At 67.1% G+C, this 16,133-nt stretch carries 13 protein-coding genes; all 13 read right to left on the bottom strand.

From position 1 onward, the window contains the following. Positions 1-80 precede the first annotated feature (80 nt). The 13 genes from AC1MBE_RS10890 to AC1MBE_RS10830 all read right to left on the bottom strand — a co-directional run bounded on the left by AC1MBE_RS10890 (position 81) and on the right by AC1MBE_RS10830 (position 15,973). A complete protein-coding gene (locus AC1MBE_RS10890; protein WP_479778132.1) occupies positions 81-1,121 on the bottom strand; it encodes a CU044_5270 family protein in 1,041 nt (346 codons plus the stop codon). After that, positions 1,081-1,677, bottom strand: coding sequence for an RNA polymerase sigma factor (locus AC1MBE_RS10885; protein ID WP_479778130.1), 597 nt, complete (start codon positions 1,675-1,677; stop codon positions 1,081-1,083). Before AC1MBE_RS10885 ends, AC1MBE_RS10890 begins: the two co-directional genes overlap by 41 nt. Positions 1,678-1,975: 298 nt before the next feature. Then, positions 1,976-2,419 carry a hypothetical protein gene (locus AC1MBE_RS10880; RefSeq protein WP_479778128.1) on the bottom strand — a complete coding sequence of 148 codons (444 nt, stop codon included), beginning with the start codon at positions 2,417-2,419 and terminating at the stop codon, positions 1,976-1,978. Positions 2,420-2,783: 364 nt separating this feature from the next. Continuing rightward, complete coding sequence (locus tag AC1MBE_RS10875) at positions 2,784-3,353, bottom strand: GNAT family N-acetyltransferase (RefSeq protein WP_479778126.1); 570 nt, start codon at positions 3,351-3,353, stop codon at positions 2,784-2,786. A gap of 543 nt (positions 3,354-3,896) precedes the next feature. Beyond that, positions 3,897-5,120, bottom strand: coding sequence for an MFS transporter (locus AC1MBE_RS10870; RefSeq protein WP_479778124.1), 1,224 nt, complete (start codon positions 5,118-5,120; stop codon positions 3,897-3,899). Between the two features lie 63 nt (positions 5,121-5,183). Further along, the gene (narI, locus tag AC1MBE_RS10865; protein ID WP_479778122.1) at positions 5,184-6,017 is read right to left on the bottom strand and encodes a respiratory nitrate reductase subunit gamma; all 834 of its coding nucleotides are present in this window, start codon (positions 6,015-6,017) and stop codon (positions 5,184-5,186) included. A 2-nt stretch (positions 6,018-6,019) separates the two neighbouring features. After that, positions 6,020-6,640: a nitrate reductase molybdenum cofactor assembly chaperone gene (narJ, locus tag AC1MBE_RS10860; RefSeq protein WP_479778120.1), complete on the bottom strand. Its 621-nt coding sequence runs from the start codon at positions 6,638-6,640 to the stop codon at positions 6,020-6,022. Further along, the gene (gene narH / locus AC1MBE_RS10855; RefSeq protein WP_479778118.1) at positions 6,637-8,343 is read right to left on the bottom strand and encodes a nitrate reductase subunit beta; all 1,707 of its coding nucleotides are present in this window, start codon (positions 8,341-8,343) and stop codon (positions 6,637-6,639) included. Before narH ends, narJ begins: the two co-directional genes overlap by 4 nt. Next, on the bottom strand, positions 8,343-12,053 hold the full coding sequence (locus tag AC1MBE_RS10850) for a nitrate reductase subunit alpha (RefSeq protein WP_479778116.1): 3,711 nt from the start codon (positions 12,051-12,053) through the stop codon (positions 8,343-8,345). The genes narH and AC1MBE_RS10850 overlap by 1 nt, the downstream gene beginning before the upstream one ends. Before the next feature lie 99 nt (positions 12,054-12,152). Then, the gene (locus AC1MBE_RS10845) at positions 12,153-12,902 is read right to left on the bottom strand and encodes a LamB/YcsF family protein (protein WP_479778114.1); all 750 of its coding nucleotides are present in this window, start codon (positions 12,900-12,902) and stop codon (positions 12,153-12,155) included. Beyond that, entirely contained in the window at positions 12,886-13,701 is an 816-nt protein-coding gene (locus AC1MBE_RS10840; RefSeq protein WP_479782576.1) for a hypothetical protein, read from the bottom strand. Before AC1MBE_RS10840 ends, AC1MBE_RS10845 begins: the two co-directional genes overlap by 17 nt. Before the next feature lie 179 nt (positions 13,702-13,880). Beyond that, entirely contained in the window at positions 13,881-14,471 is a 591-nt protein-coding gene (locus AC1MBE_RS10835) for a hypothetical protein (protein ID WP_479778112.1), read from the bottom strand. 128 nt (positions 14,472-14,599) lie between these two features. Continuing rightward, positions 14,600-15,973 (bottom strand): NAD-dependent succinate-semialdehyde dehydrogenase, encoded by a 1,374-nt coding sequence (locus AC1MBE_RS10830; protein WP_479778110.1) that lies wholly within the window; start codon positions 15,971-15,973, stop codon positions 14,600-14,602. Positions 15,974-16,133 lie beyond the last annotated feature (160 nt).

Here is a 16,133-nt window from a genome sequence, read left to right as displayed (position 1 = left end):
CCTTTTGGCTAAGAGCTATTGCATCTCAGAAATGCCCGCCTCCGTGCCTTCGTGTGACGGAAACGGGCGTTTCCAATGGACTAGGGAGCGGTGTTCGAAACCGTAGTTTCTACCGTTGTCCATGCTGTCGCTGTTCCGGCAGGCATCGATCCTCGTGGTTTGGTGAGCACTTGCCGTTCCCCAATGGGAAGCCCGCTTTGGGGGTCGATGATGATGTCTTGACGGAAATGCGAGGAATCTTCTATACGTCCGATGGCTATACCTTGGCGGCCGTCGAGGGTTGCTTGTTCATCGATCACCGTCACTCCTGGGATCAGCGCCGCAGCCTTGTACAACGTGGCGCGGAGGTCGGCGGGAACGACCCCAGTTCGGAGGAGATCGGCGATGAAGACCAGCGCCTCACCGTCAACCGACTGACCCTTTCCTGAGGTTTTCTTATAGATGTCATCCAGAAGCGCACGTGGTTCCCGGGAGAGGGAGCTCAGGTAGCTGACAGAAGGGAATGTGGATTCGCTTCCTGGCCCGTAGAAGGCTCCGTTCGCGCCCCGCAAGACGTATGCCTTCGGCTGGCCGCCTTGAGTGCGCTGGACGTATTCCTTTGACACGTCGTCAAAAAATGTCGTCGGAATCCGGCCCGAGCGTTCCCATACCCATTCTTGGTTCCTGTCGGCCGGGATGTACATCGTCTGCTTCTCCGTATCCAGCCACTGATACTCTTTTCGGTTTTCATCCACTGCGGCTGAGGCCCATAGGTTGGTGCTTTGAATCTTCAGGTACTGTCCAGGGCTTACTGCGGGGTCTGCTGTCTGGATGGTTGCTGCCGCGGCGTCGTTCAGTACCTCGGCCGCTTGGGCAGTGGCGCCTGTCCCTGTGGGCTTTACTACGTCTGCGACGACCATTCCGCTGACGAGCAGGGCCGCAGCGGCTGAAGCAAGGAGGATGCGGTGCTTCAAGCGGATCGGCCTGGCGGTCGCAGTGGCGTCTGTGTCCCCTGCCGAGTAGTTGGATGCCGGGCTGATCCTGTCCATGACTTTGTTGCGTCCGCGGGCCAACGTGGCCGGCGGGGCGGAGCCGACGTCGCTACGCATTTCGCGGAGCAGCTGCAAGTCGTCCATGGTCATTCTCCGTTTCATCAAGTATTTTGAGGTCGAGCTGGGTTCGCAGGGTCCGACGAGCACGGTTCAAGCGGGACCGCACGGTTCCCAGCGGAACGTCCATAGCCAGGGCGATGCCCTCGTAGGTCAGGTCCGCCCAGGCGTAGAGGAGCAGCGTTTCCCGGTCGATGGCCGCCATAGCTTTCAGACTGAGGGCGATGCGCCCGGTCGCCGCAACGGCGTCCACCTGGGCTGCAATCCGGTCCGAATCGTCGGCCATGGCTTCTCTTGAAGCCGCTTTCGCTGCTGTTTTCAGCATCTTGGCTTCGGCGCGGTGGTGCCGCCTGAGCAGGTTTGTGGCGATCCCGAAAAGCCAGGGCCGGGCATCGTCCCGGTCCAGGTCGTAGGTTTCCAGCTGCTCCCAAGCCACCAGAAAGGTCTCAGACGTGACGTCGTCGGCGGCGAAGTCGCCGGCTCTTCTGGCGGCATATCTGTAGATGACTGAGGCGTGCCTGTCGTACAACTCCCCGAAAACTTCGGGGCTGTCCCGGGACCGCCTGATGATGTCGTTGTCTGTGCTCACACTATGTATTGCCCGCTGGCCGCAAAAGGGTTCACGGAGCTTCCCTTCTTGCGCCCACTGGATCTCCATCGAAGCGTACCGGTGACCAATAGTGAGTGCAGACGGCGTTTGAACCTGACACCCAACTTGCTCACCCGTGCCCCGGTGCCCTATAGGGGATCCCTGAACGGACGCCGTTGAGGCAATCCATCGCGGACCGTGAGAGGTTCGGCTTGTAAGTGGAGCGGGTTAGGAAACCCCGTGGCTTTATGTCGGAGTCCTTGAGTGCGGTCTGTCCCCTCTCCGGGCCGCGGTGACTTCAATCCGGGCTGAGGGTGTAGCCGAAGTCTCCTAGAGTGTAAATTCTTCCATCGAGGTTCACACGGGTGTAGCTCGGATGGGGAGCCCTCAGTCCGTTATAGGCCCATCCAAAGACCAGCAGGGCTTCTGTCGCCACGCTCATCCAGTGTCGTTTTTCGGTTTCTTCTTCGAAGCTGCAGTTGACCAGATCTCTGGTGTTTCGATGAGCCTTAGGCGCACTGCCGAAGGTTAAGAACCTGAATACGAAGTAAGGCAGGCCCGTTTCAGGGTCATTGCCTTCCTCGCGCAACGTAGTGAAGGGGACACTGCCCTTGGGGTGCACGAGTTGGAAAACCTCCGTGAAGTAGGGTCCTCCGGCGACCAGCCATTTCAGATAGACGTCGGCCGCTCTATCGATGACACGGTGTTCGCGCCCGTGGTCAGTTGATTCGACTTCAAACATCTCGATGTTCCCCCTAAGCGAGCAAAATACCAGCTATTCGAATCCCGCTCAGGAAGCCGGAGCCACGCTCATCATTACAGGTCAATCTGGAGCTGGGCACCCTCCAAGCCGCCCCAACCTGCCTAATTCACCCGCAAGAGGGCTTTCCGATGCACCGTCCCGTAAGACGGTCCCCTACTGCGACTACCCGCCTCTGACGTGCGGCGTTGCGGGGTCCCGGTTCAGGGTGTCCCGTATACCCCGCCCGCAAAACTGCCCGGTGAAGGTGCCCTAAACGCTACACACTGTGGCGTCTCGAAATCCTTGAATATCCCGCCGGGGGGGGCTCCACGACCTCCCGCGCAGGTGGCTTCGGCGGGGCGGCTTAGCCCGGTGTGACTGTGTCAAGGCTTCGGAGGAAGTCCGTTTTGAGGATGGCGTAACTGTCAAGGGTGATCCATTCGCCTTTGGAGAATTCGACGCCAGCCTCCGTCGATTCCTTCTTCATTCCTACCGCGGTTAGAAGCTTGGCCACGGGCGCGTTTCGGGTGTCGCAGTTCGCCGTCACCCGGTAGGCATTTGCAGACGTGAAGAGGTGATCCAGGACTCGCATGACCGCTTCGCGGGCGATCCCTCGGTGCTGGTTCGATCGGGCGATGGTGATTCCGATCTCGAACGTGTCGTGGAATTCATCCAGGGAGTGAATCGCGATATCGCCGTAAAGGGTCCCGTCCTCGGGATTTCGAATCGCAAGCTGTAGCCATCCGCCCGGGCCGGGGAGCTCCGTGGTCGGTTGGGATGCTACGAGCCCCGCGGCGTCCGTCTCGTTGTAGCTCGAGTCCCATCCTTGCCAACGGGCCACGTCCGCATCTTGGCGGTAGGCGACGAACGCCGGAATGTCACCAGTAGTCAAAGGAGAGAGAGCAAGCCGAGGCGTTCTCAGTGGGTAGGGCATGGAGGTCAGCCTATTGCCTTCGGACGGACAGTCAATGCTCCCTCAGTCGTGGCCCACCGCGCACCCATCCCCGACCGGAGGCCCGCTCGACCCACCTACTACCACTCCCGTTATACCCCGCCCGCAAAATGCCCGGCGAACGTGCCCTAAACGCTACACACTGTGGCGTCTCGAAACCCTTGGGATAGGAGACGTCTCGCCCATCGAGTCGGCGCAGTGAAGGCGCGTCTCCAGTTTCGTTGGCATCCCACGGGGTCCCCCTGACGGGCGATTCTCATAACTACGTCTCGAAACCTTCTGGTCGGATCGTTGTATCCAACGGCGGTTATGAGACATCCATACGGCAGGCATGATCAAACTCATCGGCATGCACGCGTTTCAAGGCGGCGGCAGTCCACCGACCGGCACCAGGCAGATCTTCTGGCCGCCGGAGTACGGCGGGGATGACCTCTCCGTTGATCGCGGTGTATCCGGCGCTTCTGCCTCGCGGCCGGTCGCTGCAAAGGCATGGGTCAGCTCGGTGCGCTGTCCGTTTAGCGCCCGTCAGGCCGGCGCGACCGTCGCCCTGGCCCGGCCGCGCATGGCGAAGACCGTGAACGCCAGCGCCGCGAGTGCCGTGACCACGAGCAGCATCAGCCCGATCGAGTAGCTGCGGGTCGCGGCGTCGTAGGTGGCGCCCATAACCAGCGGGGGGAAGTAGCCGCCCAGACCGCCGGCGGCGCTGACCACCCCGCTGATGCTGCCGACCTTCCCGGGCGGGGCGAGGACTCCGACCCAGGCGAAGACGCCGCCCGTGCCCAGTCCCAGGGCGGCTGCCATGGCGACGAAGGTCAGGCCGGCGGGCACATCGCCGTCGGGCTGCAGGTTCACTACCCAGGCCAGCACGGCGACGCCGGCGAGCGACACCATGACCACGGGCTTGGGTCCGAACCGGTCTGCGAGGACGCCGCCCACCGGCCGGGCCAGCACGGCGGCGAGGGCGAACCCGGCCGTGCGCGCACCGGCGGCGCTGGGGTCGAAGCTGTAAATGTCGCGCAGGTAGGTGGGTAGGTACGTTGCGAAGGACACGAACCCGCCGAACACCACGGCGTAGAGGAAACACATCTTCCAGGTGACCGGCGTCTTCGCGGCGTCGAGCAGCTTGGGCAGGACCGGGGCGTCGGTGCGGTGCCAGGCCGGGGACTCCTTCATCAGGAACCAGACCAGCGCGGCCATGACGGCCAGGACCCCGGCGATCAGCAGGTGCGTCGGGAAGTACCCGATCCAGGCGACCAGCCGCGGGTTCAAGAAGGCGGCCAGCGCGGTGCCTCCCATCCCGGCGCCGAAGACTCCGGTGGCGAAACCGCGCCGTGAGGGTTCGTACCAGGCGCTGACGAAGGGGATGCCGACGGCGAAGACCGTCCCGGCGACGCCAAGGAGCAGCCCGGCGCCCAGCACCAGCGCGAAGGAGCGGATGGTGCCGCCGACCGCGACCAGCAGGATGGGGACAATGGCCGCCAGCAGCACGAAACTGAACAGGGCGCGGCCGCCGTACTTGTCCGTCAGGGCGCCGACGACGATCCTTCCCAGTGAGCCGACGAAGACCGGCATCGCGACGAGGATGCCCGTGGTGGCCGGGTTCAGCTGGAGGTTCTGCGTGTAGAAGGCCCCCAGGGTGGCCACCGAGTTCCACGCCCAGAATCCGGCCACCGAGGCCGCGGTGGCGAGCACCAGGTTGAGGGTCCGGCCGCCCGGGGCGGCCGCGGAGGGGGACACTGTTCCGGCCACTGGGGGTCTCCTTTCGATTCGGCAGGGCGGGTTTGGGGCTGCGCGTTCAGCACCGCCAGCCGGTCACCGGTTCCGGGTGTCCCCGTCGCGGGTTCCGACGGCGGACCAGCCGCGGCGGGCGGCGGTGGAAGAGGACCGTGCCGCGGCCGCGCCGGCTTTGGCGCCGTCCCGGTCACGGTCCCGGGAGCGGTACACGATGTAGGGCCGGAAGAGGTAGTGGAACGGTGCCGTGAAGGCGTGGACGAGGCGGGTGAACGGCCAGATGACGAACAGCGCCATGCCTACCAAGGTGTGCAGGTGGAAGGAGAACGGCGCCGCCGCCATCGCCGCGATGTCCGGCTGGAAGATGAACAGCGAGCGGAACCAGGGGGCCACGGTCTCGCGGTAGTTGTGCCCGTGTTCGCCCTCGAAGACGCTGGCAAGGGTGGTCCAGAGCCCGAAAACGATCGCGCCGGTGAGGACCACGTACATGGTTTTGTCGTTTTTGGTGGTGGCCATGAAGACCGGCCCGGTGGTTCGCCGCCGGTAGATCAGCAGGATGATGCCGCCCAAGGTGCCAACCCCGGCAATGCCGCCCACCAGGAGGGCGTTGAAGTGGTAGAACTCCTGGCTCATGCCCACGGCCTGGGTCCACGCCATCGGAATCACCAGGCCGAAGAAGTGCCCGGCGATCACGGCGAGCAGGCCGAAGTGGAACAACGGCGAGGCGATCCGCAGCAGCCGGGATTCGTAGAGCTGGGAGGACCGGGTGGTCCAGCCGAACTGGTCGTACTTGTAGCGCCAGACCAGGCCGCCGACCAGGACCACCACCATAACGTAGGGCAGGACGCCCCACAGCACGATGTCCAAGGCGGTGATGTCGACGGCCGGTCCGGGTTCGGTCTCGAGCTCCAGCATGGTCAGGCCCCCTTCACGGGCAGCAGACGCGGATCGTACGGGTCCAGGCCCACCGCTTCGCTGGGCGGCCCGTAGCCGGCCATCCGCATCACGGCCTGCTCGTCCGCCGGCGATTTCCCGGGCAGGGTGGCGCAGATGGCCTGCAGGATCCGGGCGTGCGGCAGCTCGTCCCGGAGCAGGCCGAAGCGCAGCATCTCCAGGCTGGCCCGGAACCGGCTCAGCAACTCGCGGCCGGCCGCGAGATCCACCAGCGCGGCGTATTCCAGCACCATCGGAAGGTAGTCGGGCAGTTCGCCGTGGGTGTCCACCAGGATGTCGCTTTGCCGGTAGGTCTTCTTGAAGTTCCCCAGTACTTCGCCGCGGCGGCGGGTGTCCCCGTCGGTCCAGTAGGACAGGTGCAGGGCGTGGCGCTTGCCGAGGTCGAACTCGCGCACGTAGTGGGCCTGGAGCTCCATCGGCGGGGTGGTTTCCAGCCGTTCCAACACCTCGGCGAAGTCCGCTCCGGCGCCGGGGAACTCGGCCAGCGCGGCCCGCATCAACGGGACCTTGCCGAGTAGCTCCTCGTCCGGGTAGGACAGGCACCAGGCGGCGGCGAGGTAGACGACCTGCTCGCGGCGGGTCATGGCCGCTCCCCCGGCCGGCCGCTGGGACCAGGAACGGGTCCGGGACCTGGCTGCTTTTCGGGGAACAGTCCGGCCGGCGCCCCCGTGCCGTCCCAGTTCAGCAGGTTCACCCGTCCCCGCAGCGTCGTTTCGCCGGGCGCGGCGCCGGAGGTCTGCCGGTCCTTCAGGGCGTTGAAGGTTTCCACCGCCACCGGGACGGGCCTGCCGCTGGCCTCGCCGAACGGCGAGGAGTCCTGCATGCCCGGCCCGCCGTCGAAGTCCAGCGAGCAGCCCATTTCCTCAAGGTCGTGCGCCTGCTCCACATGGGCCTTGGGGATTACGTAGCGTTCCTCGTACTTGGCGATCGCCATCAGCCGGTACATCTCGTACATGGTCTGGCTGTCCATTCCCACCGCTTCCGGGATCGAGTCGTCCGGATCATTGCCGAGGCTGATCCCGCGCATGAAGGAGCGCATCGCCGCGAGCTTCTTCAGCACCGCGGTGACCCGATCCGCGTCCCCGGCGGTGAAGAGTTCCGCGAGGTATTCAACCGGAATGCGCAGCGCATCGATGGCGCCGAACAGGTTGCCGGCGTCCTCGCCGTCGTGCCCCTGGTCCCGCAGCAGATCGACGACGGGTGAGAGCGGCGGGACGTACCAGACCATCGGCATGGTCCGGTATTCGGGGTGCAGCGGCAGGGCCACCTTGTAGACCTTGGCCAGGGCGTAGACCGGCGAGCGCCGGGCCGCGTCGATCCAGTCCTCCGGGATGCCCTGGGCCCGCGCCCCGGCCTGGACGGCAGGGTCGTTCGGGTCCAGCAGTACGTCCATCTGGGCGTCGTAAAGTTCCTGCGGGTCCGTGACGGCGGCCGCGGCGGTAACGGCGTCGGCGTCGTACAGGAACAACCCCAGATACCGCAGCCGGCCGACGCAGGTTTCCGAGCACACCGTCGGGAGCCCCACCTCCACCCGCGGGTAGCAGAAGGTGCACTTTTCGGCCTTGCCGGTCTTGTGGTTGAAGTAGATCTTCTTGTACGGGCAGCCGGTCACGCATTGCCGCCAGCCGCGGCACTTGTCCTGGTCCACCAGCACAATCCCGTCCTCCACGCGTTTGTAGATCGCGCCGGAGGGGCAGGAGGCCATGCAGGACGGGTTCAGGCAGTGCTCGCAGATCCTCGGCAGGTAGAACATAAAGGTCTGCTCGTAGGCGAACTTGATCTTGTCCTCGGATTCGCGCCGGACCTTTTCCACGATCGGGTCCAGGTGCCCGTTCTCCATGGAACCGCCCAGGTCATCGTCCCAGTTCGCGGACCAGGTGATCTTGGTGTCCTCCCCCGTGATCAGGGACTTGGGCCGCGCCACCGGGAAATCGTCGCCCAGCGGCGCGTCCACCAGGGTTTTGTAGTCGTAGGTCCACGGCTCGTAGTAGTCCTTGAGCTCGGGCTGGACCGGGCTGGCGAAAATCCCCAGTAGCTTCTTGACCCGGCCGCCGGCCTTGAGTACGAGCTTGCCGCGCTTGTTCAGCACCCAGCCGCCGTGCCACCTCTCCTGGTCCTCGTAACGGCGCGGATAGCCCTGCCCGGGGCGGGTTTCGACGTTGTTGAACCAGACGTATTCGGTGCCCGCCCGGTTGGTCCAGGCCTGTTTGCAGGTCACGGAACAGGTGTGGCAGCCGATGCATTTGTCCAGGTTCATGACCATGCCCATTTGAGCCATCACACGCATCAGTACTGCACCTCCTGGGAACGACGACGGACGGTGGCCACCATGTCGCGCTGGTTTCCGGTGGGGCCAAGGTAGTTGAAGGCGTAGGCCAGTTGGGCGTAGCCGCCGATCAGGTGCGAGGGTTTGACCAGCAGCCGGGTCACCGAGTTGTGGATGCCGCCGCGCCGCCCGGTGGCCTCGGACTTGGGCACGTCGATGGTGCGTTCCTGCGCGTGGTGGACGTAGACGACGCCGGCCGCCATCCGGTGGCTGACGATCGCGCGGGCCACGAGGACACCGTTGATGTTGACGCACTCCACCCAGTCGTTGTCCTTGACCTCGATGGCTTCCGCGTCCGCGGGGCTCATCCAGACCGTGGGGCCGCCGCGGGAGAGCGAGAGCATCAGCAGGTTGTCCTGGTATTCGGAGTGGATGGACCATTTGGAGTGCGGCGTCAGATAGCGGACCACCACCTCCATGGCCCCGTCCCGGCCGAGTTTGGGTTCGCCGAAGAGCCGGTGCATGTCCAGCGGCGGCCGGTAAATCGGCAGCGCCTCGCCGATGTCCCGGATCCAGTCGTGGTCCAGGAAGAAGTGCATCCGGCCGGTCAGGGTGTGCCACGGCTTGAGCCGCTCCACATTGATCGTGAAGGGTGAATAGCGCCGTCCGCCGGTCTCGGAGCCGGACCATTCCGGGGAGGTGATCACCGGGACCGGGCCGGCCTGGGTCTGCGCGAAGGTGATGAACTTCTCCTCGGACCCCTCGGACAGGTCGGCCAGTTTCCGGCCGGTGCGCACTTCCAGGTCCTTGAAGCCCTGCACCGACAGCGCGCCGTTGGTGGTGCCGGAGAAGGCCAGGATGGCCTCGGCCATTTTCGCGTCGGTGTCGATCGCGGGGCGGCCGTCCGCGGCGCCGCCGAGCATCACCCCGTTGGAGCGGCTGAGCCGGTCCAAGGCTCCAGCGAGTTTGTAGGTGACGTTCTTGACCGTGAAGCCCAGTTTGCCGGCCAGCGGCCCGACGGCGGCCAGCTTGTCCGCGATGGCGGTGTAGTCCCGCTCCACCATGGAGAAGATGGGCATGTTCTGCCCCGGCACGGCGGGGATGGACGTGTCCCGCCAGTCATGGACGATCCCGCCGGGCTGGGCGAGCTGGCCGGGGGTGTCGTGCTGCAGCGGCACGCTGACCAGGTCCCGGCGGACACCCAGGTGGGTTTTGGCCAGCCGGGAGAACTCCTGGGCCAGCAGGTGGAAGGTGTCGAAGTCCGTCTTGGTTTCCCAGGGCGGGTCGATCGCGGGGGTAAAGGCGTGCACGAAGGGGTGCATGTCGGTGGAGGACAGGTCGTGCTTCTCGTACCAGGTGGCGGCCGGGAACACGACGTCGGACAGCAGCGTGGTGGAGGTCATCCGGAAGTCGGCGGAGACCAGCAGGTCCAGTTTTCCTTCCGGCGCCTGCTCGTGCCACTTCACATCCCTAGGCTTGAGGCCCTCCGCGTGGTCCTTGCCCAGCACGTTGTTGTGGGTGCCCAGCAGGTTCCGCAGGAAGTACTCGTTGCCCTTGGCCGAGGAGCCGAACAGGTTGGAGCGCCACAGCACCAGGGTCCGCGGCCAGTTTTCCGGGGCGTCCACGTCCTCGATCGCCGGGTTCAGGGTGCGGTTTTTGAGCGCGTCGGCGATGTAGCCGGGGGTGTCTTGCGCCGTGCCGGCGGCGACGGCGGCTTCCGCCTCGTCCGCGAGGTCCAGCGGGTTGCGGTCGAACTGCGGGTAGAACGGCATCCAGCCGAGCCGCGCGGACTGGGCCATCGCGTCGGCGGTGTGCATGCCGTCCAGCGCGCCGGTGGACAGCGGGGACTTCAGCGCGTCGGCGGAGTAGCCGTCCTGCCGCCACTGGTCCGTGTGCATGTACCAGTACCCGGTCCCGATCATGGTCCGCGGCGGCCGGGACCAGTCCAGCGCATTCGCCAGCGAGACCCAGCCGGTGGCGGGGCGGGTCTTTTCCTGGCCGACATAGTGCGCCCAGCCACCGCCGTTGCGGCCCATGCAGCCGGTCAGCATCACCAACGCCAGCACGGCCCGATAGGTCGCGTCGCCGTGGAACCACTGGCAGATCCCGGCGCCCATGATGATCATGGACCGGCCCTTGGACTCTTCGGCGTTCCGGGCGAACTCCCGGGCCACCCGGATGCAGGCCTGCGCGGGAACGGAGGTGATCTCCTCCTGCCAGGCCGGGGTGTACGGCGTCGCGGCGTCCTCGTATCCGGCGGCCCAGTCCCCCGGCAGCCCGTCGCGGCCCACACCGTACTGGGCCAGCATCAGGTCAAACACGGTGGTGACCAGCTGGCCCTCCACCTCCAGGACGGGCACGCCGCGGCGGAGCACGCTGCCCTCACCGCTTGCGTCCTCGAAGCACGGCAACAGGATCTCGGCGCTGTCAGCGGAGACCTCGCGCAGCGACAGCGCCGGTTCGATCCCCTCCAGATCCAGGTTCCATTTGCCCTCGCCGCTGACGGAATAACGGAAGCCCATCGAGCCGTTAGGCACGGCCGGTCGGCCGGTCCCCTTGTCGAACAGCACGGTGCGGAACGCCGCGTCGTCGGCCAAGGACTCGGCCGGGAGATCCTTGGCGGTGAGGAACTTCGCCGGAGTGAGGGAGCCGTCGTCGCGCCGTTCCAGCCGGACCAAAAACGGCAGGTCCGTGTACTGGCGGACATAGTCGGCAAAGAACGGCACCTCGCGGTCGACAAAGAACTCCTTGAGCATCACGTGGCCCATGGCCATCGCCAGCGCGGCGTCCGTGCCGGCCTGGGCGGGGAGCCATTCGTCGGCGAACTTCGTGTTATCCGCATAGTCCGGGCTGACCGTGACCACCTTGGTGCCGCGGTACCGCACCTCGGCCATCCAGTGCGCGTCCGGGGTGCGGGTCACGGGGACGTTGGAGCCCCACATCATCAGGTAGCCCGCGTCCCACCAGTCACCGGATTCCGGGACGTCCGTCTGGTCCCCGAAGACCTGCGGGCTGGCCACCGGCAGGTCGGCGTACCAGTCGTAAAAGGACGTCATCACCCCGCCGATGAGCTGGATGAACCGGGTCCCGACCGCGTGCGAGACCATCGACATCGCGGGGATCGGGGAGAATCCGGCGCAGCGGTCCGGACCGTAGGTCTTGATCGTGTTGACGTGCGCGGCGGCGGCGATTTCGATCGCTTCCTGCCAGGAGACGCGGACCAGCCCGCCCTTGCCGCGGGCCCGCTGGTAGCGGCGGCGCCGTTCCGGGTCGCCCGCGACGTCGGCGAACGCCAGTACCGGGTCGCCCAGCCGGGCCTTGGCCTCGCGGTACATCTCCACCAGCACACCGCGGGCGTAGGGGAACCGGACCCGCGTCGGCGAGTAGGTGTACCAGGAAAAGGCCGCCCCGCGCGGGCAGCCCCGCGGTTCGTATTCGGGGCTGTCGGGGCCCACCGAGGGGTAGTCCGTCTGCTGGGACTCCCAGGTGATGATGCCGTCCTTGACGTACACCTTCCAGGAACAGGAGCCGGTGCAGTTCACCCCGTGGGTGGAGCGCACCACCTTGTCGTGGCTCCAGCGGTCCCGGTAGAAGATGTCGCCCTTGCGGCCGCCTTCCCGGAACACCGCCCTGCCGTCGTCGGTCTGGTCCCATTTCGTGAAAAATCGGCCCAGCTTCAACATTGCGTCCGAGGCGGGTCCGTCCAACCCCGCGGAGCCTCCGGCAGTCATGCCCCCAAAGCTATGGGCCGCGCTTGGGCCCGGCTAGGGCCTTAGGGCACTGGGCAGCGCGCGGACCGCAAGTGTCCGTTCGCGCCTTGTTGGTCCTGCTTAGGCGAAGGGCTCCAGCTCGACGCCGGCCTTCTCCAGCGCGGCGCGGACGGCCGCGGCCACCGCGACCGAGCCGGGGGTATCGCCGTGCAGGCAGAGGGAATGCGGCGAGAGCGTCACCACGGTGCCGTCGACCGCCACGACCTCGCCCTTGAGCGCCAGGCGGAGCGCCCGCTCGACGATCTCGTCGGGATCCTCGATCACCGATTCGTCCTCCAGGCGCGGCACCAGGGTGCCGTCGGGGAGGTAGGTGCGGTCGGCGAAGGCTTCGTGGAACACGGGGTGGCCGGCTTCCCGGGCGAACCGGAGCAGGGCTGAGCGCTCCAGGCCCAGGATGGGCAGACCAGGATCGTAGGCCTGGATGGCAGCGATGACGGCGGAGGCCTGGTCCTCGTCGTGCACCGTGCGGTCGTAGAGGCCGCCGTGGACCTTGACGTAGTCCACCGAGGCGCCCACCGCGTGGGCCACGCCGTCGAGCGCCCCCAGCTGGTAGAGGACCACTCCGAACAGGTCGTCAAAGGTCATGTCCATGGCGCGGAGGCCGAAGCCGGCCAGGTCCGGGTAGCCCAGGTGGGCGCCCACCCTGACGTCGAGTTCATAGGCCGCGCGGCAGGTGTCCAGCATGGTGACCGGGTCCCCGGCGTGCATGCCGCAGGCCACGCTGGCGCTGGTGACCAGCGGGAACATGGCGGCGTCGTCGCCCATGGTCCAGGAGCCGAAGGACTCCCCCAGGTCAGCGTTCAGATCCACGGGTTCCGCCTTCCAGCTCCGAACCCGCGTCCGCGGCGGGAGCGCCGGGCTTCAGCTCGCCGGGAATGGTCACCGGCATGGGGCCAAAGGCCTCCTTGGCGTTTTCGATGACGGCGCGTCCCATGATCCGGTTGCCGACGCCGCCCACCACGGCGCCGACGCCGAAGGGGAGGGCCCGGCCCAGCAGCGCGGTGCCCTGGCGCTTGAGCAGGTTCCGCAGGAAGGCCCGCTGGATCCGCTCGCGCACCGAGCCAAAGCCGATCATCGGCGCCCGGCGTGCGAACAGCGTGCCCCAGGCCTGCGTTGGGCCCTTGCCCTGTCCGGCGGCCTGGCCGCTGAGGGAGCTCAGCAGGGCCGTGCCTTCTTCGCCGAGCATGATGGCCATGACCAGCGTGCTGGCCCGGTCCGGATCCACCATCCGCACCCCGTGCAGTTCCGCCAGCGAGGTGGCGAACAGGGCGGTGGCCTCCAGGAAGCCGACGGTTGCGGCGGCGGAGAGGCCCAGCGCGGCCACGGTGCCGACGCCGGGGATAACGGCGGAGCCGCCGACGAGGGCACCGCCGCCGGTGACGGCGGTCAGGTAGTTGCGTTCCAGGATGGCTGCGAGCTGCGCCGCGGTGGCCTGCGGGTGCTTCCGCTGCAGCCGGCGCAGGTTCGCCAGGACCAGTGGCCGCTGGATTTCCACCGCGCGCAGGAGCATGTTGTGGACACCGGGCTTGGGCTTGCCTTCGGCGTCGAACATTGCGCTGTGGGCGGTCTTCTGGGCAATCTTCATTGCCGGGTTGCTGCGCTTGGCCATCATCGCCTCTCCGTGAACCATAAGGGTGCTGAACTTCGTCCAGCCTTAACACTAGGCCACGTGCCCGCCGGCCGCGCCGGGACGGCCGCTGCTCCGGTCCGGGCGCCGCCAGACAGCCGGTCGCGCGCCGCCAGACAGCCGGTCGCGCGCCGCCAGTTAGCCGCCGTCGGGCCGGTCCGCTACAGCGCCCACGACTCGGCCAGCGCGATGAAGGCCGAGGAGGATGGGCCCAGGGGGCCCGGGTAGACCGACGGCCCACCCGGCCATTCCACCCCGAATTCGGCGAGCCGTCCGGAGCTGCAGGGCAGGTACACATTGCTCAAGGCGGCGCTGGTGTCGCCGAGCTGGAAGTCGGGGGCGGCGAACTGCCGACGGTCCAGGACGCCGGTGATGGCCAGCTCCGCCTTGTGGCCGGTGGCGCGGAAGCCCGACGCCGGGTCCACCTGCACCGTGAATTCCTCGTGGGTGTGGCTGATCCCGGCCAGCGGGAAGCGTGCCGCCTCGGGGAAATAGCGGGTAAGTTCGGTGGCCAGGGTCTCCGCGAGCGCCGCATTGGCGCCGTAGCTGCGCCAGCCCTGCAGGGTGGCCACCAGCAGGGCGCTCCCGGCACCCCAACGGGACCAGTCGGCCTGCCAGAACGTGGCGAAGCAACTGGCCGGTTCGCCCGGAACCTGGACTCCGCGGGAGTCCGCCGGATGCAGTGCCAGACCCGCGTTGATCCCCACCAGTGCCAGGCTGCGCCGCGCCGGTGCGGTGGCCGTTTTCTCCATGGCAGGAGCCTAACGGGACGGCAACGGCTGCGGCCGGAAGCTCCCTGCCTCCGGCCGCAGCCGTGTCCCCTGCATTCCCGCCTGGCGGGGTCCCGCGTGGCCGGGTCACGCCTAGCGCGGGGCGACGCTTACCGCGGGGTGCGGATCAGCTTCTTGTTCACGAACTCGTCCATCCCGAACCGGCCCAGTTCACGGCCGACGCCGGAGCGCTTGACGCCGCCGAACGGCAGGTCCGCCTGCGTTTCGGCCACGGAGTTGATGAAGACCATGCCCGTGTCCAGGCGGTCCGCGACGTCCTGGGCCTTTTCCGCGTCCGCGCTGAAGACCGAGCCGCCGAGACCGTACGGGGACCCGTTGGCCAGCTCGATGGCCTCCTCGACGCTGGCCACCTTGTAGATGACCGCGGCCGGCCCGAACAGCTCCTCGGAGAAGGCACGCATCTCCGGCGTGACATCGGTCAGCACTGTGGGCTCCACGAAGGCCCCGGGGCCGTCCACGTGGTGGCCGCCGGTACGCAGGGTTGCGCCCTTGTCCACGGCGTCCTGGATCTGTTCGATCAGGCCGTCTGCGGCGCTCTGCGAGGAGAGCGGACCGAACTTGGTGTCGTCCAGCAGCGGGTCCCCCGGCTTGATCCGGGCCATCCGGGCCGTGAACTTCTCCACGAAGGGTTCGTAGAGGTCCTCGAGCACGATGAACCGCTTGGACGCCGTGCAGGCCTGCCCGGCGTTGCCCATCCGGCCGCCCACGGCGGCCTTGACGGTCGCGTCGAGGTCATCGGAGTCCAACACGATGAACGGGTCGCTGCCGCCGAGCTCCAGCACATACTTCTTGAGGTTCCGGCCGGCCACCTCGGCCACGGCCGCGCCGGCCCGCTCGCTGCCGGTCAGGGAGACACCCTGGATCCGGCTGTCGGCGATGACCTCGGCAACCTGGTCGTTGTCCAGGAACAGGTTGGTGTAGGCGCCCTCCGGCAGGCCGGCGTCCTTGAAGATGTCCTCGATCGCGAGGGCCGACTGCGGGCAGCTGCCGGCGTGCTTGAGCAGGATCGTGTTGCCCAGCATCAGGTTGGGCGCGGCAAACCGGGCGACCTGGTAGTAGGGGTAGTTCCACGGCATGATGCCCAACAGGGGCCCGATCGGGGCGGAGCGGACGACGGCGGAGCCGCCGCTCTTGACCTCCAGCGGCTCGTCCTTGAGGAAGCCCGGGCCCTCCGCGGCGTAGTAGTCGTAAATGTCGGCGACCAACTGGACTTCGCCGCGGGACTGGGCGAGGGGCTTGCCCATTTCGGTCGCGATCAGCCGGGCGAGCTCGTCCTGGCGTTCCCGGTACAGCTCGGCGACGCGGGCGATCACCTTGGCGCGCGCCTCGACGGGGGCCGTGCGCCAGGCCTGGAACGCCTGCTCCGAGGCCGCGAGCGCGGTTTCCACCTCGCTGGCGGTCGCCAGCGGGAATTCCTTCAACGTTTCTCCGGTTGCGGGGTTCACTGTCTTGTAGGCAGTCATAGGTCCACCATCTCCGTTTCTGGCTGGTTTTGAGCCGGTTCGGGCGCGGACCGCGGGTGGCGCCGGGTTCGGCGTCGACGGCGGTTCCCGCCCCAGTGCGTGGGGCCGGCCTGCCCGTTAAGGCAGCACCGGGTCCCACAGGCGCCAACCCGCACCTACC

Source organism: Arthrobacter sp. BG5, from assembly GCF_056680155.1.
The sequence above is the reverse complement of the archived record's forward strand: the minus strand, read 5'-3'. Positions and strand labels throughout refer to the sequence as shown.